This is a genomic window from Brevundimonas naejangsanensis DSM 23858, from assembly GCF_000421705.1.
GTDB lineage: Bacteria > Pseudomonadota > Alphaproteobacteria > Caulobacterales > Caulobacteraceae > Brevundimonas > Brevundimonas naejangsanensis.
The window spans coordinates 618,525-638,943 of sequence record NZ_ATXN01000002.1 but is presented as its reverse complement, the minus strand read 5'-3'; the positions used below and the strand labels follow the sequence as shown (position 1 = coordinate 638,943).

Genomic DNA, 20,419 nt, shown 5'->3' with positions numbered 1-20,419 from the left:
CCATGCTGACCACGCTCTCGATCCGCGACATCGTTCTTGTCGACGCCCTGGACCTGGAGGTCGAGGACGGCCTGACTGTGCTGACGGGCGAGACCGGGGCAGGCAAGTCCATCATCCTTGACGCGCTGGGCCTGGCGCTGGGCGCCCGCTCCGACGCCGGACTGGTGCGCAACGGCGCCAAACAGGCCTCGGCTACGGCTGTTTTCACAGCGCCTGATGATGAAGCCCTGATCGCCCTGCTGTCCGAACGCGGCTTCGAGGTCGCGCCGGGCGAGGAATTGATCCTGCGCCGGGTGGTGTCTGCCGACGGCCGCAGTCGCGCCTATGTCAACGACCAGCCTGCCGGAGTGACGGCTCTGCGCGAGATCGGCGCCCTGCTGGTCGAGGTGCACGGCCAGCATGAGACGGTCGGCCTGCTGGACTGGAAGACGCACCGCACCCTGCTCGACAATTATGGCGGGTTACAGCCGCAGCTGACGGGCGTGGCGGGGGCGGCCGAGCGCCTGAAAACGGCGCAGGCTCATCTGGACGAGCTTGAGGCGTCCGCAGCCGAGGCGGCGGCCAAGGCTGAGGAAATCGCTCTGAATTTGGCGGATCTGGACGCCCTGGACCCCAAGCCGGACGAAGAGACGGAACTGGCGGGCGAACGGGCCATCCTCGGCGCGGCGGAAAAGGCGGTCGCCGATCTGGCCGACGCGCGCAATCTGCTGGGCGGCGACAAGCTGAGCCAGCGTCTGGCTTCGGCCCTGCGTGCAGTGGAGCACGCGCGCCAGCGGGCGGTGCAGGCGGGCGCCGAGGGCGACAACCCCATCATCGTCAAACTGGCCCAGGCCGCCGAAGCGGTGGACCGCGCCCTGGTCGAGGCGACCGAGGCCGTGGCCTGCGTCGACGCCGCCGCCGACGCCTTCGACTTCGAGCCTGGCCGTCTGGACAAGGCTGAGGAGCGGCTGTTCGCCCTGCGCGCCGCCGCACGCAAACTGAACACGACGGTCGAGGCTTTGCCGGCGCTGCGGGTGAAACTGCGCGAGCAACTGCGCCTGATCGAGGACGGGGAAGAGGCCCTGACCAAGGCCCGCCGCGACGTCGCTGCGGCGATCGAAGCCTATGACGTCGCCGCCCTGCTGCTGACCTCGGCGCGCGAGGCGGCGGGCGATCGCCTGGTCGCCGCCGTCATGGACGAGCTTGGTCCGCTGAAGCTGGAGCGGGCGCGGTTCCGCGTGACGCTGGAGCCGGTCGAAGGGCGTCGCGGCCCGATGGGCGTCGAGACGGTGCGCTTCGAGGTGGCGACCAACGCCGGGACCGCCTTCGGCCCGCTGGACACGGTGGCTTCGGGCGGAGAACTGGCGCGGTTCGCGCTAGCGATGAAGGCGGCGCTGGCCAGCCGTGAGGACCAGCGCCAGCCGGTCATGATCTTCGACGAGGTGGATCAGGGCGTCGGCGGCGCCGTGGCCGAGGCCGTCGGCGGACGCCTGCAACGCCTGTCGCGCGGGGCGCAGGTGCTGGTGGTGACGCACAGTCCGCAGGTCGCGGCGCGCGGCCACGCCCACTGGAAGGTGCGTAAGGCCGACGTGGAGGGCCATACGCGGACCTCCATCGACGTGCTGCAGGAGGGCCCGCGTCAGGAAGAGATCGCGCGGATGCTGTCCGGCGCCGAGATCACCGATGAGGCGCGCGCGGCGGCGCGGGTGCTGATCGGCTGACCCTTTCCTTCTCCCACAAGGGGAGAAGGAAGGCTCAGACTCCCAGAATCCAGCCCTCTTCACTCTCAACCTGAGCGATCAGGGCGTCGTCCGCGCTCGCAGGTGGCGCAAACGCCTTTTGCATTTCTCCGGCGTCGTCCATGCGGGCGAAGGCCTCGGCGGCGGCGCGGACCTGGGCCTGGGTCTTGTATTCCTTGACGCCCTCGGCGTTGACGCTGCGCTTGGCTTCATAGAGGGCGGGCCAGACCTCGACGACGACGGCCGACAGGGGCGCGATGTCGGCCTCGGTCAGTTCGCGCCAGCCGGTGCCGAACGGCCAGACGGCCGCAGAGGCGCCCAGAGTGTCCAGCAGGCGGCGCAGCATGGGCACGCCGACCAGCGTCAGGCCGCCGATCGCGCCCGCGCCGTGCATCTGCCAGACGCTCTTGGGCGGCAGCTTGTCCTTGCGCGCGGCCAGTTCAGTGGCGCGGAACTCGGGGATGTCGGCGCCGGCGCCTTCGGGCGGCTTGGTCGTGGTCAGCCAGCGCTGGGCCTGACTGGCGGGCGCGCCCCAGAAGGGCCAGGGCTCGTCCGTCATCAGGCGGTTCATCTTGGCCGCGACCTGATAGCGGTTGTTGGCGTTATCGGCCTTGTCGACGATGTTGGCGGCCAGGAACCTGCCCATCGCGTCCCACGGACGGCCGTCCAGCTTAAGACGCGCAGCCGTCCCGGCCGGGAAGCCGAAGTCGAAGTCGAAGCCCACCAGCACGCGGTCGCCGCGCTTGCGGTGTTCGGCCAGCAGGTCGGCGATCAGCTTTTCGCCCTCGGCGCGCGTGGCGACGTTGTGCGTCTCGGCATAGAGGCGGAAGCGCACGTCGCGCTTGGCGACGCCGACCCACAGGGTCTGTTCGCCCAGCTTCTTGCCTTCGGCGGCGGTCCAGTTGGCGATGATGTAGGCGTCGAAAAGGCGGGCCACGGGGGCTCCTGATGAAAGAAAGTAAAAGGCAGGACGAGGGGTTCTAGCCGCCCGGACTCAAGCCGTGAAGGGCGATCAGCGTTGCATCAGGGCTTCGACGTGCGACAACCAGCGGCGCCCCAGCCGCAGACCCTCGCCCGGCGAGCGGGCGCCGCTGGTTTTTTCGGCCTCAGAGGCGGGCGCGGTGCGCGTGCCGTTCCACAGGGCCAGCTCGAACTCGGCGTTGTGCGGGTCGCTGAAGATCAGCCGCAACACGACCAGTTCGGCGTCGGGCGCGTCCAGGTTGATTTCCTTGCGCATCTGGCCGCGCAGGACGCGGGCGACGACATGGCCGTCGACGATGATCTCTGCGCCCAGCACTTCTTCGAAGGCGTAGACAAGGCCCATTGCGCCCCGGTTCCACAGCACGACCAGTTGGCCGCCTTCGAGGTCCAGCCCGGCCGCGCGGCCTTCATGGGCCGACAGAGCCACGGTGTCGGCCGGGGCGCCCAGCGCCTTCTTCATCGCCCGCCGCAGTCGCCGCTCGGACTCCATCCACCAGGAAAACAGCAGGACGCCGGTGGTCAGGAAGGCGGCGATCAGGGCGATCAGCAGAATAGCCCTGAACGTGTCGCCCATGGATCAGGCCTCCAGATCCAGATCAACCACGACGGGGACATGGTCGCTGGGCTTGTCCATGTCGCGCGCGTCGCGGTGCGTCTCGATGGCGCGGAAGCGGTCTGCGGCCTGAGGCGACAGCATGGCGAAGTCGATGCGGATGCCATGGTCGCGACGCCAGGCTCCTGCCTGATAATCCCAGAAGGTGAAGGTTCCGGCGGGTTCGCGGCCCAGTTCGTGTGAATCGGCCAGGCCCAGCCATTTCAGCGCGCGGAACGCCTCGCGGCTCTGCGGCTGGAACAGGGCGTCCTCGGCCCAGGCGACGGGGTTCTTGGCGTCCTCGGCCTCGGGAATGACGTTGTAGTCGCCGCACAGGGCCAGCGGCTCTTCCAGAGCCAGCAGTTCGCGCGCGTGATTCTGCAACCGCTGGAACCACGCCAGCTTATAGGTGAACTTTTCCGTCCCGATGGGATTGCCGTTGGGCAGGTAGATGGAGGCGACGCGGATCGGCCGGGGCGCCTCGATCAGGGCCTCGATATAGCGGGCCTGTTCGTCCGTGCCGTCGCCGGGCAGGCCGCGCCGCACGTCCGACAGCGGATACTTCGATAGCAGGGCGACGCCGTTGTAGCTCTTCTGGCCGTGCGTCTCGACGTTGTAGCCCAGGTCTTCAAAGGCCTCGCGCGGGAACTTCTCGTCCACGCATTTGATCTCCTGGAAGCAGGCGACGTCGGGGTTGGCGGCCTGAATCCACTCCAGCACCGTAGGCAGGCGGGCGTTGACCGAGTTCACGTTCCAGGTGGCGATACGCATGAGACGCAAGGCTAAGGTGAGCCGCCCCTTTCGGGAAGAGGGGCGCGCAAAACAAAGACGCCGCCGGATCGCTCCGGCGGCGTCTGAAACCTCAGTCTGATGCGAAGGATCAGCTGTTCGGCGTTGCGGCCGGAGGCGTGGTCGTCAGCTTGCAGCCGCCGCCGATCTGGGAGGCGGTTTCGCAAGGGTAGACCTGTTGCACGGCGTTCTCGGTGTTCACGCGGGCGATCAGGCCGTCGGCGCCGTTGCAAGCGGCTTCATAGAAGGCGCCGTTGGCGTTCTTGCCCATGTAGCGGACCTGGGTCACGTCGCACGAAGCGGCGTCCGACCCCACCAGCATGGTCTTGACCGTGGCGGCTTGCTCCTGCTCCGTGGTGAAGCGGCAGGTCGAACCGGCCGAGGCCAGTTCCAGGCAGTCCACGACTTCCCAGCCGGCGCCGCTCTTGTTGATCTGGGCGCCGTCGACGCCGGCGCAGCCGATTTCATAGACCACCGCGCCGCCCGGCTTGGCGCCGATGATGCGGCCCTCGTCGACCGTGCAGGTCAGACCGGCTTCCTGAGCGAAGGCGGTGAAGACGGCCATGGCGTTGTCGTTGGCGGGCAGGGTGCACTGCGAGCCGACATCGGCGTTGGGGTCGCGTGCGCGGGCCTGTTCGGCCGAGGAGGCCAGCACCAGGCAGTCCGTGGCCTGCGGCGGCGTCGAGGTCAGCAGCAGATAGCCGGGGCCGGTGGCGCACGACACTTCGTACAACGACTCCTTGGCCGCGGACTGACCGAGCAGTTTGGACTCGGTCATCTGGCAGTTGGTGTTGGTCGCCGTCAGCACGGCCTGGGCGCCGGCTTGAATTTCTTCGGCGCTGGGCGGCTTGGGCTGGTTGCGCGGCTGGCGTTCGCGGTTGCGTGAAGTGCGGCTCTGCGCCTCGGTGACCCGGACGCCGTCCTGATCCTGGGCGGAGCGTTGGGCGAAGGCGGGCGAGGTCAGGCCGGAGATCAGGACCGCCGCGGTCACAGCGATCATAGTACGAGCATTACGGGACACGGGGGCGCTCCTTGAGAAAGTTGCATATCCCTGACCGCGCTGACGCCTCGGGTCAAGAATAGACGCGACCTGGAATCCGTCATAAGAACCATAGTTGCGATTGGAGACGGACTTGTCTGACGGCGAAACCCTTGCAGGAACCCGCACGGAGCGCGGTCTGACTTATCCCGCCCTGGCGATGCCCGCAGCGGGCGAAGCGACCGTCGTGGCGCCTGGCGTCCTGTGGTTGCGCCTGCCGCTGCCGATGGCGCTGAACCACATCAACCTCTACGCCATCGAAGATGGCGAGGGCTGGGCGGTCGTCGATGCGGGGCTGGCGACGGATGCGTCGCGCGACGGGTGGAACACGGCGTTGGAGGGCGTGCTGGGAGGGCGGCCGATCACGCGGGTGATCTGCACCCATATGCACCCGGATCACATCGGGCTGGCGGGCTGGCTGTGCGAGCGGTTCGACGCGCCGCTGCTGATGTCGCGGACGGAGTATGTGACCGCGCGACTGCTGATCGGCGACGAGGCCCTGGGGCCTCCAGCGAGCGCTGAGGCCTTCTATCGGGCGGCTGGCTGGTCGGACGAGCAGGTGGCGCGCTGGCGCGACGGCTATGGCGGTTTCGGCCGCATGGTGCAGGACTTTCCGCGCGACTATCGTCGGGTGCAGGACGGCGAGGCGCTGATCATCGGCGGCGACGAATGGCGCGTGGTGGTCGGCGAGGGCCACAGCCCCGAACACGTCTGTCTGTGGCGTGAGAAGGACGGCGTCTTCATCGCCGGCGATCAGATCCTGCCGCGCATTTCCTCCAACATCTCGATCTGGCCGACGGAGCCGCTGGCCGATCCGCTGGGCGACTGGCTCCGGTCGCTGGCGGCGCTGAAGGAACGGTTGCCGGGCGATCTGCTGGCGCTGCCGGCGCATGGGGAGCCGTTCTATGGCGTGACCCTGCGGCTGGAAGCGCTGATGCGCGGGCATGAGGTGGCGCTGAAGCGGCTGGAGAAGACGCTGCGGACGCCGTGCCGCGCCGTGGACGTGTTCGGCGCCCTGTTCGCGCGGCCGGTGGGCGACGCCGTGCTGGGCATGGCGACCGGCGAGGCGCTGGCGCACCTGAACTATCTTGAACGCCAGGGACGTGTCCGCCGCGAGCGGGACGGGGACGGCGTGGACTGGTGGAGCCTTTCGGAGACAGGCCAATGAGCGAACATATTCGGACCCATCTAGAGGGCGGCGTCCTGACGGTCGTCTTCGATCGCGCCGACAAGAAGAACGCCATCACGCAAGCGATGTATACGGCGCTGGCCGATGCAACGGAGAAGGCGAAGGCCGACGACGCCGTCCGAGTCATCCTGTTCCGAAGCGAGGGCGATTCCTTCTCGGCGGGCAACGATATCGCCGACTTCATTTCCCTAGGCCAGACCGAAGGCGATCTGGTTGAGATGGGGGTGTTCCGCTTCCTGAAGGCGCTGGCCGATCTGGACAAACCTGCTGTGGCGGCGGTGCGCGGCCGGGCGGTGGGGATCGGCCTGACGCTGCTGCTGCACTGCGACATGGTGGTGGCGGCCGAAGACGCCCTGCTGTCGGTGCCCTTCGTCAATCTGGCGCTGGCGCCGGAGGCGGCGTCGTCGCTGTTGCTGCCGCGCGTGCTGGGGCATCAGCGGGCGTTTGAACTGTTCGCCCTGGGCGAGGCGATCGACGGCAAGACGGCGCTGGCCTGGGGGCTGGCCAACCGCGCGGTTCCGGCCGATCAGGTCGAGACGACGGCGGCGGATCTGGCGAGCAAGCTGGCGGCGCGGGCGCCCAACTCCATCCGCAAGACCAAGGCCCTGATGCGCGACGCCGAGGCCCTGTGGGGCGTGATGCAGATGGAAGCCAAGGCGTTCGGCTCTCAGATGCGCAGTCCCGAGGCGATGGAGGCCTTCATGGCCTTCAGCCAGAAGCGGGCTCCGGACTTCTCCAAACTGGGCTGATTTCTCGCGGTTTCGCCGAAGATCGCGATTGATTCGGCGGGCGCGGGGGACTAGGGGCCGCGCATGAACGCCGCGCCCGCCTCCGCTTCTTCAGACGACCCGCAGATCGCGGGGCCGATCACGCGTGAGACGACAGCCGATTCGGCCGCTGTCGACGCCCTTGTCATCGCCGCCTTCGGCCCCGGCCGCTTCGCCAAGACGGCCGAGCGTCTGCGCGAGCGGGCGCCGCTGGCGGCCGGGTTCTGCTTGCATGAAGACGGCCGCCTAATCGGTTCGGTGAGGCTGTGGTCGGTCCTGACGGGCGAGGCGCGCTCGGTCTTTCTGGGGCCGATCGCCGTGGACAAGGCCAGCCGCAGCACGGGGCTGGGCGGAGAACTGGTGCGCGCTTGCATCGAAGAGGCGAAGGCGCTCGGGCTGGACGGTATTCTGCTGGTCGGCGATCCGCCCTATTTCTCGCGCTTCGGGTTTGAGCCGGCGCCGGACGCCGTGCTGCCGGGGCCGGTGGACCAGCGCCGGGTCATGTGGCTGCCTTTCACTGATGCGGCGCCGGTCGGAGCGGTGCGCCCCGACGCCTGAGCCGGGCGCGGCCTTCCTTTGCAGGGCGACGCATCCCATAGTTGAGACATGACGAACCCACCGACATCCTCGGGTCTGACAGGCGTGGCCGAGGCTGCCCGTCAGGCGCCGGGCAGGGGGCTGCCGCCCGTGCATCTGTGGCATCCTGAACATTGCGGCGAGATCGACATCCTGATCCGCGCCGACGGGGTGTGGACGCATGAAGGATCGCCCATTGGCCGGTCCGAGCTGGTGCGGCTGTTCTCGACGGTGCTGAGGAAGGATCCGGACGGCTATCACCTGGTCACGCCGGTCGAGAAGCTGAAGATCGCGGTCGAGGATCTGCCGTTCCGCGCCGTAGCCGTGCGCGAAGAGGGTGAGGCGCTGGTATTCATCACGGATCAGGGGGATGAGGCCGTCGCGGGTTCCGATCACGCCATCATCGTCGAGACGGACGCGGCGACCGGCGAGCCTGCGCCGCGTGTTCATGTGCGCGGCGATCTGTGGGCGCGGATCGCGCGGCCCGTCTTCTATGAGTTGGTCGAGCGGGCGCAGGAGACGGACGGACGGCTGGCGGTGCGTTCGGGCGGGGTGACGTTTCCGCTGGGGCCGGAAGGGGCGGGGCTTTGACCTGTTCCGGCTTGAAGTCGCGGCTGCAACAGAGGCTGGACCCGGTATCGGCGTGGTCGCCGCAGCGTGGGGCGGTGCGGTCCGACTATGACCTGAACCCCGATTTCAGCCGTCCGAAGGTCAAGTTGAGACCGGCGGCGGTGCTGATCCCCATCATCGCGCGCGAGGACGGCCCCAGCGTCCTGCTGACGCGGCGATCCGACAGTCTGGCCAGCCATACGGGGCAGATCGCCTTTGCGGGCGGACGACTCGATCCGGGCGAGACGGCGCTGGACGCGGCTTTGCGTGAGGCGTGGGAGGAGATCGCGCTGGACCCGGCCGTGGTCGAGCCCTTGGGGCTGGGCGATCCGTATGAGACGGGCACCGGCTTTCTGGTGACGCCGGTGGTCGGCTGGCTGACGGCGCCGCCGTTGGTTACGCCGTCGCCCGCCGAGGTGGCCGAGGTGTTCGAGGCGCCGTGGGACTTCCTGATGGACCCGGTGAACCATCGCCGCGACTATTATGATCAGGAGAACGGGCCGCGCCGCTGGTTCTGGGCCATGCCTTATCGCGAGCGCTACATCTGGGGCGTGACGGCGGGCATTCTGAAGGGGCTGTTCAACCGCCTCTATGGCGAGGAGGCCGCGCCGCATCAGGCCGCCGAGGCCGACGCGAGCGAGCGCGTGGGATGAGCCGCGTCCTTGAGGGGCAGGACTGGCTGACGGCCGACGCCACGCGTGCAGTGATGGCGGCTCTGGCGGCGGCGGGCGGGGCGGACTGCGCCCGCTTCGTCGGGGGCTGCGTGCGCAACGCCGTGCTGGGCGCGCCGATCGACGACGTGGACATCGCCACCGTCCTGACGCCCGAGGCGGTGGTGCGGGCGCTGAAGGCGGCGGGGCTGAAGAGCGTGCCGACCGGCATGGAGCACGGCACGGTCACGGCCATATCGGAGCGCCAGCCGTTCGAGATCACCACCCTGCGCCGGGACGTCTCGACGGATGGACGGCGCGCCACGGTCGCCTTCACCGACGACTGGGCCGAGGACGCGGCGCGGCGGGATTTCCGCCTGAACGCCCTCTATGCCGATGCGCAAGGCGTGATCCTCGATCCGACCGGGGCGGGCTATGACGACGCTCTGGCGGGACGGATCGTCTTCGTCGGCGAGCCGGAACAGCGCATCGAAGAGGACTATCTGCGCATTCTGCGCTTCTATCGCTTCTTCGCCTGGTATGGGCGAGGCGCGCCGGATGCGGCGGCGGTGGCCGCCTGCGCCGCCCTCGCCGAAGGGGTCGAGCGGCTGTCGGCCGAGCGGGTGTCGAAGGAGATGCTCAAGCTGCTGGCCGCGCCCGATCCGCGCCCGGCGGTGCGGTTGATGCAGGATGCGGGTGTGCTGGGCCGTATTGTGCCGCAACCCGAAGGCGTGACGCTGTTCGAGGCGATGGTCGGGGTCAGCCCGGACCCGGTGCTGCGGCTGTCGGCCCTGTTGCCGGCGGACGTTGAGACGGTGCGCGCATCCGCGAACCGGCTGCGGCTGTCCAACGCCCAGAAGGACCGGCTGATCGCCGCCGCTAGAGCGCCGCTTGACCCGGATATTAGCGACGCGCGCGCGCGCGCCGTCATCTGGCGCGAGGGGCGACAAGCGTTCGAGGATCGCGTGATGCGTGCCTGGGCGGGGGGCGCCGAGGCGGCGAGGATGCAGGCGTTGCTGGCCCTCGCGGCCGACTGGACGCCGCCGAAGCTGCCGGTCGGCGGGCGTGATCTGGCGCGACTGGGTCTGAAACCGGGCCCCGAGACAGGGCGGGTCCTGAAGGCCTTTGAAGACGGCTGGATCGCCGACGACTTTCCCGATCAGGGTCATGAGGCGCGGCTGAAGGCGCTTATTACGTCGCCCGCGTAAGCTCGACGATGACGGGACGGTGGTCCGAGCCGGTCCTGTCGCCCAGCCGCCGGTCGAGCAGGGCCAGATCGGGTGAGCGCCATACATGGTCGATGGTGACGCCCAGCGGCGAGGGCGCCACGGCGGGCCAGGTGCCGGGCCAGGCCGGGGCGGGGATCAGGCCGGTTTGCGCCTTGATCTGACGGCCGATGCGACCGCTGGAAACGCTGTTGAAGTCCCCGGCGATGACGACCGGCCCTGTCAGTCCTTGGCGTAGTCCGGCCAGCCGTTCAGCCTGGCTGATCTGGCCATAGGGATGCTGGAAGGGCCAAGGGCGGGTCATGTGGACGGCGATCAGATGGACCGGCCCCAGCGCCGTCTCGGCCTCGGCGACCAGGGCGGCCAGCCCCTGACCGTCGGCGTCGCGCACGCGGTGCAGCGGCCGTTTCGAGGCGATCACCGAGCGCGCCGCGCCGCTGGGCCGATCCTTGCGCGGGGTGGCGACGCGGTGGGGATAGCCCGCCAGAACCTCGTCCAGCCGGGCGTTGGGGCCGTCGCCCAGCTCGATGAGCATGACGATGTCGGCGTCTGCGGCGGCGATGGAGCGGGCGACCGCGTCCGCATCATTGTTCCGCGCCCACAGGTTGGCGGAATAGAGGGTGAGCGTTTCGGCGCCATCGGCAGGCGTCCCGCGCGGCGGCGCCCACTGCGGCCAGACGGCGACCAGCAGCAGTCCTGCGACGACCCCGCCCAGCGCCGCCATGTCCCACAGCCTCAGCAACAGGAAGACCCCGCACACCGCCACCGTCGCGATCAGGGCCGGAGCGGTGAACTGCGTCAGCAGATCAGGCAGCCGGTGGCCGATACGGCTGAGCGCTGAGACCGCGACCAGTGCGGGCGGCGCCAGAACGGCCAAGGCGGCTAGGCGCGTCAGGGCCTGAAACAGGGTCATGCAGCAGATCGCGAAAGGCGGCAGAGGGCTGTTCCGGTTAGCCGCCGATACGGGCGCTGTCTAGGCGGCCGTTCCGCGCGCAGAAACGGCGCGGCTATCGCGACTGAATACGCCGATGCCTGAAAATTCCCGGCTTTGGCGACGCCTCGACCGTATCGACGCACCTGCATGGGACCTCTGCCCAGACTGACGTCTCCTGATCCACGGAGACTGAACATGAGCATCGACGCCAGCGCGCGGCTGGGCCTGCCCTATCTGGCGGCCGGACAACTGCAGAAGCACGTCACTCTGAACGAGGCGCTGACCTTTCTGGACGCCCTGACCCAGACGGCGGTGGTCAGCCGCACCACGGCGACCCAGCCGGCCGAGGCGTCGGACGGCGACCTCTACATTCTGCCGGAAGGCGCGACGGGCGATGACTGGTCGGGCCGGGCGGCGGGGGCGCTGATGCGTCATGAGATGGGCGGCTGGACCGTGGCGCCCACGCCGGATGGACATCTGGCCGTGGTGCTGGACAGTGAAGAGATCGTCGTGCGCCGTGATGGCGACTGGACGCCCCTTCAGACCGCGACGCCGGACGAACTGCAGCAGATCACCCGCCTGGGCGTGAACGCCACGGCGGATGCGACCAACGTGGTGACGGTGCGGGCGAACAAGGCCCTGTGGACCGCGCTGGAAAGCGAGAGCGGCGGCGACGGCGACCTGCGCTTCACCTTCAACAAGCAGACATCCGCGGACGTGCTGTCCCTGCTGTTCCAGAGCGGCTGGGGCGGCCGGGCCGAACTGGGCCTGATCGGCGACGACGATCTGCGGCTGAAGGTCAGCGCGGACGGCGGGACCTGGCGCGAGGTGCTGATGGCCGACCGGCACACCGGCCGCGCCTGGTTCGCCCGCGGCGCGACGCGACGTGAGACGACGACCCTGACGACCGATGGCGCCTGGTCCCCGCCTGAATGGGCGCGCTGGGTCGAAGCGGTCTGCGTCGGCGGCGGCGGAGGAGGCGGGGCCGGGCTGGCCGGTCCGGCCGGGACAAGCCGCCACGGCGGCGGCGGCGGCGGCGCGGGCGGGGTGATGAGCGCCCTTTGGCCTGTCGAGGCGCTAGGCGCCGGATTGAGCATCGTCGTCGGGGCAGGCGGGGGCGGTGGTTCCGGCTCGGCCGCTGCGGGCGCGCCGGGGGCCGATAGCCGCATCACGCTGGGCGGCGTGACGCTGTTGACCGGCGAGGGCGGGCGCGGCGGGGCGGGCGGCGCGTCCGCGGCCGGGCTTGGCGGCGCCGGCGGCGGCGGCCTGATGGCATCCAATGGGGGCGGAGCCTCTTCGGTCACGGCGATGGGCATGGCTGGCCAGTCCGGCGCGCGGCCTGATGGACCGGGCGGCGGCGGCGGCGGAGGGGGCGTCGGCGCGGCCAATATCATCCAGTCGGGCGGCGCCGGGGGAGATGGCGGCCTGTTGTCGGTCAAGGCGACCGGCGGGGCGGGCGGCGCTGGCGTCGGAAACGCCGGACAGAACGCGCCTCTGAACGATCTGCACTGGGCGGGCGGCGGCGGCGCGGGGGGCGGCGCTCAGGCGTCCGGAGCCGGGCGTGCAGGGGGCGACGGGGGCCTTTACGGCGGCGGCGGCGGCGGGGGCGGCGCGGGCGTGACGGCGGCGGGCGCAGGCGGCGCGGGCGCGCCCGGCGTGGTCCGGCTGACGGCGATCGGGTGACGTCATGATCCAGCGCCTGCATCGCATCATTCAAACTGTGGAGCCGTGGGACGAGACCGCGCCTCCTTTGCCTGAACTGCCGGACGAGGAGACCTGGTCCGCGCCTGACCGGCTCAGCGCCGACGACTGTTTCGACCATCTGGGCGCCGACTGGCGGGTCTCCGCCGCGCCATTTGATCCGGAGGACGACCAATGATGACGCCCAAGGAACCGACGCATGATCTCGCTGAGGGCCGCTGGCTGTGGCGGCGGATCTATGTCTATGGCGCCAGCCTGGCCCTGTGGCTGTTGCTGCGGCTGGCGGTGAACCGGGCTGAGGCCTCGGACCTGCCGCGTATTGCTGACGGCCTGATGGGACTGATCGCCCTGATGCTGTTGCTCTATCTGGTGGCGCCAAGCGCCCAGCAGATCGTCAATATGATGCGCCTGCGCGCGGGCGGGCGGCCATGAGCTTCCGGCTTTCGCAACGCTCGCGCGCCGCGCTGCAGGGGGTGCATCCCGACCTGGTGGCCGTGGTCGAGGCCGCCATCGAGCTGACGCCGGTGGATTTCATGGTCACCGAGGGCCTGCGCACGGCGGCGCGTCAGGCGGAACTGGTGCGGGCAGGGGCCAGCCGGACGCTGAACTCGCGCCACCTGACCGGGCACGCCATCGATGTGGCCGCCTGGGTCGATGGGCAGGTCCGCTGGGACTGGCCGCTTTATCCGCGCATCGCCGAGGCCTTCAAGGCGGCGGCGAAAGGGCGGGGCGTGCGGTTGATTTGGGGAGGCGACTGGCCGCGTCTGCGCGACGGCCCGCATTTCGAACTGGACCGGGGGGCCTATCCATGAGCGGCGGCGTTCTTCGCACCCTGACGCCGCTGGGCTGGCTGGCGGCGTTCGGCGTCGTCGTAGTCCTGATCCTGATCGTCGGGCGAGGACTCGGGGTGCGGTGGGATCCGCTGCATCTGCAGGCGCGCCGTCTTGAAACTGTTCAGCGCCGCGCGGATCAGGCCGAGGCCCTGGCGGCCGCCCGCGCCCTGGAGGCCGCCGCGCGCGGTCGCCAGGTCGAGGCTCTGGACGCCTTTCACCATCATGCCGAGGCCGTGGCGCGGGCGACCGCGACGGCCGAAACCCGAGCAAGGACCGCCGATGACGCCGATACGCCTCTGGATCCCGCTCGCGCTCAGCGCCTGCGTGATCATGACCGCGAGCTGTGCCGCCTTGCCCCAGCCGTCGCCGGTTGCGCCGCCGCGTCTGATCCTTCCTGACGCCGTGACGCGGCCCTGTGATCTGGCGGTGCTGCCCGAGGCGGCCAAGACTGCGGATCTGGAGGAGGCCTATGTACGGCGCGGCGGGCAGATCCTGACGTGCGATGCGGCGCGGCGACTGGCGGTTGAGACGCTTCAGGCCGAACGCGCCCTGATCGACGCATGGGTGCATTCCCGTCCGTGAGTTTGTCTTTTCGATAGGACAGCAGGCGGCATTTTTTGCCGATAAGCCCGGCACTTATTGCCGCCTACGCTCGCTGACGGCAGGAAGTGCCGGGCGTTCTGATATGGTTTCCAGAATCTAACATTGAAAAATCAATGCGCTGGCTTTTGGAACCAGCGACGCTCTGTTGGCCCGCCACTTGCGACCTGACCTTCCGAGCAGAAAGCTCCCGGCAGCCAAAATGGCGTCGGACATCGTCTGAAGACAAAGGACAGCCAAAATGGCTAACAGCATCAACACGAACGTTGGCGCCCTCGTTGCGCTGCAAAACCTGAACGCGACCAACAAGTCGCTTGAAACTGCCCAAAATCGCATCAACACCGGCTTCAAGGTTGCGAACGCCAAAGACAACGGGGCGATTTTCGCTATCGCCACCAACCAGCGTGCTGAAATGGGCGCTCTGGACGCGGTCAAGCAATCCATCCAGCGCGGTCAATCGATCGTCGATGTCGCCATGGCGGCGGGTGACACGGTTACGGCTGCTCTGACGGAGTTGAAAAGCCTGGCCGTGGCTATAGCTGACGCGCCAGCGCACGGGGATGATTATGACCCAACCGATCCGGATACGGCCGGAGAGGCTAACGCGACCCGCTTGGCGTTGGAGGCTGATTTTGACGCGATCGTTAAGGAAATCGGCGATGCGTTGGGCGGCGCTAACTTTGACGGCGTGAATCTCTTTGCCGCCAACACTGCCGAGATCGAAATCACCAACTCGACCACGAGCAAATTCGAGCTGAAGGCAATCGCTGCGGATGCAACCGATGCCACCAGTCTCGGCCTTGCGGCGGGGACGCGAACGGTTGCCGCCGTGGAAGATGCTATCAAGAGCTTCACGGCTACTCTGGCCGACTTCGGCACCAAGTCGAAGTCTCTGGATCGTCAGCTGACCTTTACCAGCAAGCTCCAGGACGCTCTTGAAGCTGGCATCGGCAACCTGGTCGACGCCGACCTGGCCAAGGAAAGCGCTCGCCTGACGGCTCTGCAGACCAAGCAGCAGCTGGGCGTGCAGGCGCTGTCGATTGCGAACCAGTCCAGCTCGATCCTGCTGGGCCTGTTCCGCTAATCCGACGCGATTAGGAAGGGGGCGGGCCGCAAGGTTCGCCCCTTTCTCGTGTCGTTCGATACGGGAGGCGCGGCGCGTCCGCGCGAAAGGATATGGCTGACAATGTCGCGGGAGTGTCCAGCGTAACCTACCTCGATCGCGAGCCGCAGGGCGGCGCTATCGAGGCGCAGCAACCTGTGCAGGGCGCGCAGAAAGATAGCGACGACGCAGGTCGTTACCGATTGACGATCGAGCGCGAGTCGACCGGCTACGTCTATAAGACCCTGGATCGGGTTACCGGGGAGGTGGTTCGCCAGTTCCCTCGTGAAGAAGTCCTGAAGCTGCGTCAGAGCCCGGCCTATGACGTGGGCAAGATCATCAAGACCGAGATCTGAGCGGCGGTCTGGGCGACGGAAGGCGGCTTGACGCCCCTCGGCGGCGCCGGGCGGCGTTAACAGGCGTTGCGGCGCTGTTAACCATACGCTCAGGAATCAGCGTCATTACTACTCGCCAGAATCGGATCTGAGGCGAGAACGGCCATGACCAACAGCGTAATCACCAATGCGTCGGCGCTTATCGCGCTTCAGAATCTGAACGCCACCAACTCCAAGTTGGCGGCGACCCAGAGCCGGGTGAACACCGGGCTGAAGGTCCAGGGCGCCAAGGACAACGCCGCCACCTGGGCCATCGCCCAGAACCAGCGCGCCGACATGAACGCGCTTGAATCGGTCAAGACCAGCCTGAACCGGGCGACCTCGGTCGCCGATGTGGCCCTGGCGGCCGGTCAGCAGATTTCAGATATCCTCGTCGAACTTCGTCAGAAAGCCACTGCGGCGGCCGATCCGTCGGCGTCGGATGCGACGCGCAAGGCTTACAACGATGAGTTTCAGTCGCTGCTGAAGTCCTTGCAGTCGTTTGCGGATAACGCCTCATTCGATGGCGAGAATATCCTGAACGGCAAGGTCGGCGGGGTGCGGCCTGATTACTCGGCAACGCCTCCGGGGGTTCTGACGCCGCTGAACTTCCTGGCGAATGCGGATGCGTCCGAAACCATCACCATGAACCGGCAGGACCTGTCGTTGCGCGGGCTTGGTCTAGCTGTCGCGGGCGCTGCGCCGACGGACCCGGACGTTATGCCTGAGCTGCTAACGCAGGCGGACGCTGAGGCTGCGCTGGCTCTGGTTGAAACCGCTTTGACCGGCGCCAGCGGCAAGCTCGCTGAACTGGGCGCTCAGTCCAAGCAGATCGAGAAGCACACCCTGTTCGTCACCAAGCTGATGGATTCGCTGGAAGTCGGCGTCGGCAATCTGGTGGACGCGGACATGGCGCGTGAAAGCGCACGTCTGCAGGCCTTGCAGGTGCAGCAGCAACTCGGCGCTCAGGCTCTGTCGATCGCCAACCAGGCGCCGCAGATCATCCTGTCGCTGTTCAAGGGCTGAAGCCGCTAACCCATTCGCCGGGTCGGCCCATAGCCCAGAGTGACGGGCGGGCGCCGGCGGCGCGGCGCGGGGCGGGGCATCAGGCCGTAAAGGCTCATCAGCCGCACTAAAAGCCAGCGTACGCGCGACATGAACATCTCCACATCAGGCTGCAGACAAGAGTGAACTGCGGCTGACGCGGGGCGGTTGCGTGCGGGGGTTAAACAATTCGTTACCGTGCCTGCGGCAAGCTGGCCTGCGGAGGCTTTCGTGGCGGTGATCAACAACAGCTATCTGCTGGGCCTTTACGGTCTCGCCGGAGGAGCGGGCGCCTCGTCGTCCGCGCAGTCCGCGCCCAAGCCGAAGACGCAACCGACCGCGCCGTGGACCTTGAGCGGCAAGGAAAAGCCCAGCCAGTCGGACCTTCTGCGTACGGCCTTGAGCGGGCGAAAGCTCGTCAACGAGGACAATGCCGTTCTTGACGTCAAGGGCGTCTCCTCAAGCGACTACCGCAAGATTTTCGCCCTGTATCAGGGGCTGACCATGCTTGAGGCCCTGACGAACCGCGCGGGCGAACGCGGGGTCACCCGTATGGAATCCGAGCAACTGTCTCGACGGTTCGCTTCCGGCATGACGGAGGTGATGGATTTCCTGAATTCCGCTCAGTTCGAAGGCGTGCGCGTGGTTCAGGGCGTCTCGGCCTCGCAGAGCCAGTCGACAGCGGCGGTGCCGCGCGACAATCCCAAATATCTGACCGGCCCGATTCACGACGGCGCCCTGACCGACGAGGTCGCGGCTTTCCAAGGCGATGTGCGTTTCGGCATCACGGTGAAGACCACGACCGGAAGCCAGACGGTCGATATCGACCTGGCTGAGATGGGGGCGACGCCGCGTACGATGGATGCGGTGGTGCAGCACATCAACGGCAAGCTGGAAGAGGCGGGCGTGCAGACCCGCATCCATCGGCAGACGATTGAGGCCGAGCCGCGCACGGTCAAGGCGGGCGACAAGACCATCACCCTTCCGGCCGGGCCGGCGCGCTGGGGGCTGACGGTCGCCGGCGTCTCGCTGGAGACGATCAGCTTCACCCCCGCCGAGGCGCGGGATTCGATTCAGGTCGTACAGGGCGCAGGCAGCAAGGGCGCCCATGAGGTGCTGAAGTTCGACCCGGACGGCAATCCGGTGGCGGGCTCCGGCGGCGGGTTCTGGGTCGAGGGCCGCAGCGGCGTCTCGTCCCTGCCGGACGGCGTCGAGACGGTGCGGGCCAGCGCGGCCGGGCCGGACGGTTCGATGTGGATTGTGGCCGATGTCAGCGCCGGCGCCTCGACCCAGCCGATCAAGGGGCAGGGCGACGTCGTTCTGATGAAGCTGGATTCGGCGGGCAATGTGGTCGTCAGTCGCGCTTTGGGCGCGGCGTCCAAGGCCAGCGGCTACGCCATCGCCGTGGATGCGGACGGGCGGGTGGCCGTGGCCGGATCGGTGATCGGCGCTCTTGTGCCCGGCGAGGCAGGCGCCTCCGCCACGACGGCCGACAGTTTCGTCACCGTCTTCGACGCTCAGGGGCGCGAACAGTGGACCCAGAGGCGCGGCGCCAAGGCCGAGGATGAAGCGACCGCCGTCTCCTTCGGCGCCGACGGGCGGGTCTATGTGGCGGGGCGGGCCAAGTCGGCCATGCCGGGGACCTTGGCCGTGGGCGGCTGGGACGGCTATGTTCAGGCCTTCAGCGAAAGTCAGATCCACAGTCTGGCGCCGATCACGGCGACGGCGACAGGTGCGACCCAGTTCGGCACGGCCGGCGACGACAACGTCCAGGCCATGGTCGTCGACGGCGACAATCTCTACACGGCGGGCGTCGAGAACGGCGCCTTTGTCGTGCGTCATTTCCGTATCGGCGCGACGGGCGCGCCCGAGCTTCTGAGCGTGCGCAATCTGGGCTCCTCTTCGGGCGGCGAGATCGCTGGCCTTGCGGTGGCGGACGGGCGACTGATTATCTCGGGCGCGACCGGCAACGGCGCCCTGAATGCGGGCCAGGTCGCCAATGCTCATGCCGGAGGTCAGGACGCCTTTGTCGCTGTCCTGTCCACGGACCTGGCCGCCTCGGGCGCGGATCGGGTGACCTATTACGGCGGGGCGGGCGACGACACCGCCGCCGACGTCAAGGTGCACGACGGCAAGGTCTGGCTGACCGGCGTGTCGGACCGCGCCGTCGGGGCCAAGGCCGAAGACCCCTCGCGCGGCTATCTGGCGCGACTGGACGTGCAGACGGGGCAGGTAGAGTGGAGCCAGACATGGACGGCGGCTGACGGCCAGGCCAAGCCCCTGGCCCTGACCGTGTCTTCGGGCGGCGCCAGCGTGCTGGATCGGTTGGGCCTGCCGCAGGGCGAGATCAGCCAGAGCCAGTCCAAGACCCTGGTGGATGCGACGGCCGTCCGAGCGGGCGACCGGTTTTATGTGCAGAACCCTTTGACCGGCCGGAAGACGGCCGTGACGATCGACGCCAAGGACACGCTGCAGTCGCTGGCGCGCAAGATCGAAATGGCGTCGGGGCGTTATCTGAAGGTCACGATCAAGACCGACCGCGACTATGTGACCGGCATGGACGGCGACGCACGGGTGACCAGCGGCGGGGTCCAACGCCTTTCCATCACCAGCGCCGACGGGAGGGCCGGAGCTGTTCTGACGCCGGGCGAGGCGGGGCGGGACGCCCTGGCGGGACTGGGCCTGACGCCCGGCTTCATCGGCAAGACGCAGGACAAGACCAAGACCTTCGGGATCGACCTGTCGCCCTTGCTGAACCTGTCCAGCGCAGAGGCCATCGCCAAGTCGCGGGATCAGGTGCAACTGGCGATCAAGGCCATGCGCGACGCCTATCGCGCCCTGGACCCCGCAAGCGACAAGCCCAAGGTGACAGGCCAGGCTCCGGCCTATCTGCAGGCGCAGCTGGCCAACTATCAGGCTGCTCTGGCGAGACTCACAGGCTAAGCCGGGGTTGAGGGCGCTTTCGGTTGACGGCTGTGGGGCGCTCGGGGTTAGTGGGGCCTTCTTTGGCGCGTTGAGAGCTGCATGGCCCTTTCGAAAGACAATCGTACGGTTCTGATCGTCGGCGCGGGTCTGGCCGTCGTCGGCGCCGTGGCCGCCGCCCTGGTCTTCAGCGGAGGCAAGGGCGCGCCATCTGAGCCGCCGCCTGCGTCCAAGGGCGGACTGACCATCGACGTGGCCGAGGCCCCGACGCTGGAGCCGACCCGCGAACTGCGCTGCTTCGTGGACGGCCAGTTCGTCGGCTTGGCCACCCTGGCCGACTGCGCCAAGCGCAACGGCGTGGCCACCAGCGCCCTGGATGTGGGGCTGGACGCTTCCGGCTCGCTGGTCGCGGCGCCGACGGCCTCCTTCGCGCCGCCGCCGGAACTGCCTTCGACCCCGGCCGTCGAGATCGCCCCTGCGGGCCAGCCGGGCGCCGCCGAGGAGACGCGCGCGGCGCCTTCTACCTCGGGCACGGCCTGCCTGCGTCACACGGGTTCGGAATGGCGCCAGGTGTCGGGCAATATGAGCCTGGCGGCCTGTGTTCAGGCTCTCTATTCGGGAACCTGCGTCGCGCCGGGCGAGGCGCGTTACGGGCGGTGGGGCGACACGACCCTGCGTCTGGTCCCGCGCCGCGTGGAGCAGTCGACCGACAACAACCGTTTCCGCACCCTGGCCCAGCAGGACCGCCAATGTCAGTTCCCGGAGCTGTGAGC

Annotated in this window: 23 protein-coding genes; 18 read left to right on the top strand and 5 right to left on the bottom strand. The window is 68.4% G+C overall.

Annotation, left to right across the window (positions count from 1 at the left end; translation table 11 throughout):
* Positions 1-2: 2 nt before the first annotated feature.
* On the top strand, positions 3-1,700 hold the full coding sequence (recN, locus tag H556_RS0103330) for a DNA repair protein RecN (RefSeq protein WP_024353099.1): 1,698 nt from the start codon (positions 3-5) through the stop codon (positions 1,698-1,700).
* A 34-nt stretch (positions 1,701-1,734) separates the two neighbouring features.
* Here recN and H556_RS0103325 read toward each other — a convergent pair whose 3' ends face one another.
* The 4 genes from H556_RS0103325 to H556_RS0103310 form a co-directional block, all read right to left on the bottom strand.
* A complete protein-coding gene (locus tag H556_RS0103325; RefSeq protein ID WP_024353098.1) occupies positions 1,735-2,655 on the bottom strand; it encodes a hypothetical protein in 921 nt (306 codons plus the stop codon).
* 75 nt (positions 2,656-2,730) lie between these two features.
* Entirely contained in the window at positions 2,731-3,273 is a 543-nt protein-coding gene (locus H556_RS0103320) for a hypothetical protein (protein WP_024353097.1), read from the bottom strand.
* A gap of 3 nt (positions 3,274-3,276) precedes the next feature.
* On the bottom strand, positions 3,277-4,062 hold the full coding sequence (gene xth / locus H556_RS0103315; RefSeq protein WP_024353096.1) for an exodeoxyribonuclease III: 786 nt from the start codon (positions 4,060-4,062) through the stop codon (positions 3,277-3,279).
* Positions 4,063-4,171: 109 nt separating this feature from the next.
* Positions 4,172-5,080 carry a hypothetical protein gene (locus tag H556_RS0103310; RefSeq protein WP_024353095.1) on the bottom strand — a complete coding sequence of 303 codons (909 nt, stop codon included), beginning with the start codon at positions 5,078-5,080 and terminating at the stop codon, positions 4,172-4,174.
* Positions 5,081-5,213: 133 nt separating this feature from the next.
* On the opposite strand from H556_RS0103310, the gene H556_RS0103305 reads away from it, so the two are divergent.
* The 6 genes from H556_RS0103305 (at position 5,214) to H556_RS0103280 (ending at position 10,118) form a co-directional block, all read left to right on the top strand.
* On the top strand, positions 5,214-6,287 hold the full coding sequence (locus tag H556_RS0103305) for an MBL fold metallo-hydrolase (protein WP_051130228.1): 1,074 nt from the start codon (positions 5,214-5,216) through the stop codon (positions 6,285-6,287).
* Positions 6,284-7,057: an enoyl-CoA hydratase gene (locus tag H556_RS0103300; RefSeq protein WP_024353093.1), complete on the top strand. Its 774-nt coding sequence runs from the start codon at positions 6,284-6,286 to the stop codon at positions 7,055-7,057. Before H556_RS0103305 ends, H556_RS0103300 begins: the two co-directional genes overlap by 4 nt.
* A 63-nt stretch (positions 7,058-7,120) precedes the next feature.
* On the top strand, positions 7,121-7,633 hold the full coding sequence (locus H556_RS0103295; protein WP_024353092.1) for a GNAT family N-acetyltransferase: 513 nt from the start codon (positions 7,121-7,123) through the stop codon (positions 7,631-7,633).
* Positions 7,634-7,681: 48 nt separating this feature from the next.
* A complete protein-coding gene (locus H556_RS0103290; RefSeq protein ID WP_024353091.1) occupies positions 7,682-8,242 on the top strand; it encodes a DUF1285 domain-containing protein in 561 nt (186 codons plus the stop codon).
* The gene (locus H556_RS0103285) at positions 8,239-8,913 is read left to right on the top strand and encodes a CoA pyrophosphatase (protein WP_024353090.1); all 675 of its coding nucleotides are present in this window, start codon (positions 8,239-8,241) and stop codon (positions 8,911-8,913) included. Before H556_RS0103290 ends, H556_RS0103285 begins: the two co-directional genes overlap by 4 nt.
* Positions 8,910-10,118 (top strand): CCA tRNA nucleotidyltransferase, encoded by a 1,209-nt coding sequence (locus tag H556_RS0103280; protein ID WP_024353089.1) that lies wholly within the window; start codon positions 8,910-8,912, stop codon positions 10,116-10,118. The genes H556_RS0103285 and H556_RS0103280 overlap by 4 nt, the downstream gene beginning before the upstream one ends.
* Here the strand turns inward: H556_RS0103280 and H556_RS0103275 are convergent.
* Positions 10,102-11,049 carry an endonuclease/exonuclease/phosphatase family protein gene (locus H556_RS0103275; protein WP_024353088.1) on the bottom strand — a complete coding sequence of 316 codons (948 nt, stop codon included), beginning with the start codon at positions 11,047-11,049 and terminating at the stop codon, positions 10,102-10,104. The genes H556_RS0103280 and H556_RS0103275 overlap by 17 nt on opposite strands.
* Before the next feature lie 216 nt (positions 11,050-11,265).
* On the opposite strand from H556_RS0103275, the gene H556_RS16710 reads away from it, so the two are divergent.
* The 11 genes from H556_RS16710 to H556_RS0103220 all read left to right on the top strand — a co-directional run bounded on the left by H556_RS16710 (position 11,266) and on the right by H556_RS0103220 (position 20,417).
* The gene (locus H556_RS16710; RefSeq protein ID WP_024353087.1) at positions 11,266-12,753 is read left to right on the top strand and encodes a DUF2793 domain-containing protein; all 1,488 of its coding nucleotides are present in this window, start codon (positions 11,266-11,268) and stop codon (positions 12,751-12,753) included.
* Between the two features lie 4 nt (positions 12,754-12,757).
* The gene (locus tag H556_RS0103265; RefSeq protein ID WP_024353086.1) at positions 12,758-12,949 is read left to right on the top strand and encodes a hypothetical protein; all 192 of its coding nucleotides are present in this window, start codon (positions 12,758-12,760) and stop codon (positions 12,947-12,949) included.
* The gene (locus H556_RS0103260) at positions 12,946-13,203 is read left to right on the top strand and encodes a hypothetical protein (protein WP_029673159.1); all 258 of its coding nucleotides are present in this window, start codon (positions 12,946-12,948) and stop codon (positions 13,201-13,203) included. The genes H556_RS0103265 and H556_RS0103260 overlap by 4 nt, the downstream gene beginning before the upstream one ends.
* On the top strand, positions 13,200-13,583 hold the full coding sequence (locus H556_RS0103255) for a M15 family metallopeptidase (RefSeq protein ID WP_024353084.1): 384 nt from the start codon (positions 13,200-13,202) through the stop codon (positions 13,581-13,583). The genes H556_RS0103260 and H556_RS0103255 overlap by 4 nt, the downstream gene beginning before the upstream one ends.
* On the top strand, positions 13,580-14,002 hold the full coding sequence (locus H556_RS0103250; RefSeq protein WP_029673158.1) for a hypothetical protein: 423 nt from the start codon (positions 13,580-13,582) through the stop codon (positions 14,000-14,002). Before H556_RS0103255 ends, H556_RS0103250 begins: the two co-directional genes overlap by 4 nt.
* A gap of 4 nt (positions 14,003-14,006) precedes the next feature.
* Positions 14,007-14,186, top strand: coding sequence for a hypothetical protein (locus H556_RS0103245; protein WP_029673157.1), 180 nt, complete (start codon positions 14,007-14,009; stop codon positions 14,184-14,186).
* Positions 14,187-14,445: 259 nt separating this feature from the next.
* On the top strand, positions 14,446-15,288 hold the full coding sequence (locus H556_RS0103240; RefSeq protein ID WP_024353083.1) for a flagellin: 843 nt from the start codon (positions 14,446-14,448) through the stop codon (positions 15,286-15,288).
* 92 nt (positions 15,289-15,380) lie between these two features.
* Positions 15,381-15,662, top strand: coding sequence for a flagellar protein FlaG (locus H556_RS0103235; protein WP_024353082.1), 282 nt, complete (start codon positions 15,381-15,383; stop codon positions 15,660-15,662).
* A 144-nt stretch (positions 15,663-15,806) separates the two neighbouring features.
* A complete protein-coding gene (locus H556_RS0103230) occupies positions 15,807-16,706 on the top strand; it encodes a flagellin N-terminal helical domain-containing protein (protein WP_024353081.1) in 900 nt (299 codons plus the stop codon).
* Positions 16,707-16,955: 249 nt separating this feature from the next.
* Complete coding sequence (locus H556_RS0103225; RefSeq protein WP_169469160.1) at positions 16,956-19,667, top strand: NHL repeat-containing protein; 2,712 nt, start codon at positions 16,956-16,958, stop codon at positions 19,665-19,667.
* Between the two features lie 81 nt (positions 19,668-19,748).
* Complete coding sequence (locus H556_RS0103220) at positions 19,749-20,417, top strand: hypothetical protein (protein ID WP_024353079.1); 669 nt, start codon at positions 19,749-19,751, stop codon at positions 20,415-20,417.
* Positions 20,418-20,419 lie beyond the last annotated feature (2 nt).

Bases quoted from the DNA above. Each gene is read 5' to 3' on its own strand.
- recN (WP_024353099.1), top strand. From the start codon at position 3: ATGCTGACCACGCTCTCGATCCGCGACATCGTTCTTGTCGACGCCCTG.
- H556_RS0103220 (WP_024353079.1), top strand. From the start codon at position 19,749: ATGGCCCTTTCGAAAGACAATCGTACGGTTCTGATCGTCGGCGCGGGT.
- H556_RS0103280 (WP_024353089.1), top strand. From the start codon at position 8,910: ATGAGCCGCGTCCTTGAGGGGCAGGACTGGCTGACGGCCGACGCCACG.
- H556_RS0103275 (WP_024353088.1), bottom strand. From the start codon at position 11,049: ATGACCCTGTTTCAGGCCCTGACGCGCCTAGCCGCCTTGGCCGTTCTG.
- H556_RS0103295 (WP_024353092.1), top strand. From the start codon at position 7,121: ATGAACGCCGCGCCCGCCTCCGCTTCTTCAGACGACCCGCAGATCGCG.
- H556_RS0103250 (WP_029673158.1), top strand. From the start codon at position 13,580: ATGAGCGGCGGCGTTCTTCGCACCCTGACGCCGCTGGGCTGGCTGGCG.
- H556_RS0103265 (WP_024353086.1), top strand. From the start codon at position 12,758: ATGATCCAGCGCCTGCATCGCATCATTCAAACTGTGGAGCCGTGGGAC.
- H556_RS0103260 (WP_029673159.1), top strand. From the start codon at position 12,946: ATGATGACGCCCAAGGAACCGACGCATGATCTCGCTGAGGGCCGCTGG.
- H556_RS0103235 (WP_024353082.1), top strand. From the start codon at position 15,381: ATGGCTGACAATGTCGCGGGAGTGTCCAGCGTAACCTACCTCGATCGC.
- H556_RS0103240 (WP_024353083.1), top strand. From the start codon at position 14,446: ATGGCTAACAGCATCAACACGAACGTTGGCGCCCTCGTTGCGCTGCAA.
- H556_RS0103310 (WP_024353095.1), bottom strand. From the start codon at position 5,080: ATGATCGCTGTGACCGCGGCGGTCCTGATCTCCGGCCTGACCTCGCCC.
- H556_RS0103290 (WP_024353091.1), top strand. From the start codon at position 7,682: ATGACGAACCCACCGACATCCTCGGGTCTGACAGGCGTGGCCGAGGCT.
- xth (WP_024353096.1), bottom strand. From the start codon at position 4,062: ATGCGTATCGCCACCTGGAACGTGAACTCGGTCAACGCCCGCCTGCCT.
- H556_RS16710 (WP_024353087.1), top strand. From the start codon at position 11,266: ATGAGCATCGACGCCAGCGCGCGGCTGGGCCTGCCCTATCTGGCGGCC.
- H556_RS0103255 (WP_024353084.1), top strand. From the start codon at position 13,200: ATGAGCTTCCGGCTTTCGCAACGCTCGCGCGCCGCGCTGCAGGGGGTG.
- H556_RS0103230 (WP_024353081.1), top strand. From the start codon at position 15,807: ATGACCAACAGCGTAATCACCAATGCGTCGGCGCTTATCGCGCTTCAG.
- H556_RS0103300 (WP_024353093.1), top strand. From the start codon at position 6,284: ATGAGCGAACATATTCGGACCCATCTAGAGGGCGGCGTCCTGACGGTC.
- H556_RS0103320 (WP_024353097.1), bottom strand. From the start codon at position 3,273: ATGGGCGACACGTTCAGGGCTATTCTGCTGATCGCCCTGATCGCCGCC.